The following is a 326-nucleotide window of genomic DNA, read 5'->3' as shown; positions in this document are numbered from 1 at the left end:
CGTTCAAGGCGCGCGCATGTATCGCACGGGCGATCTCGCACGCTATCGCGCCGATGGCAATCTCGAGTTCCTCGGCCGTAACGATCATCAGGTCAAGATTCGCGGCTTCCGTATCGAACTTGGCGAGATCGAAGCTCAGATCGCCAGCCATCCGGCGGTGCGTGAAGCGGTGGTCATCGCGCGTGCGCGCCACGACGATACGCAGGATCAGCAACTCGTCGCTTATGTCACCGGAACGGCCGAGATCAATGCCAGCGCCCTGCGCGAGCATCTTGCCTCGCGTCTGCCCGACTACATGGTGCCCTCGGCCTTCGTCACGCTCGACA

At 62.6% G+C, this 326-nt stretch carries 1 protein-coding gene; it reads left to right on the top strand.

The genetic code is table 11. From position 1 onward, the window contains the following. Window positions 1-16: 16 nt before the first annotated feature. Window positions 17-326 (top strand): AMP-binding enzyme (locus BG61_RS39045; protein WP_420912418.1); only part of this gene is annotated, 310 nt, incomplete at its 3' end.

Source organism: Caballeronia glathei, from assembly GCF_000698595.1.
Lineage (GTDB): Bacteria > Pseudomonadota > Gammaproteobacteria > Burkholderiales > Burkholderiaceae > Caballeronia > Caballeronia glathei.
Note: the sequence above shows the minus strand (reverse complement) of the source record. Positions and strands in the feature narration are given on the sequence as shown.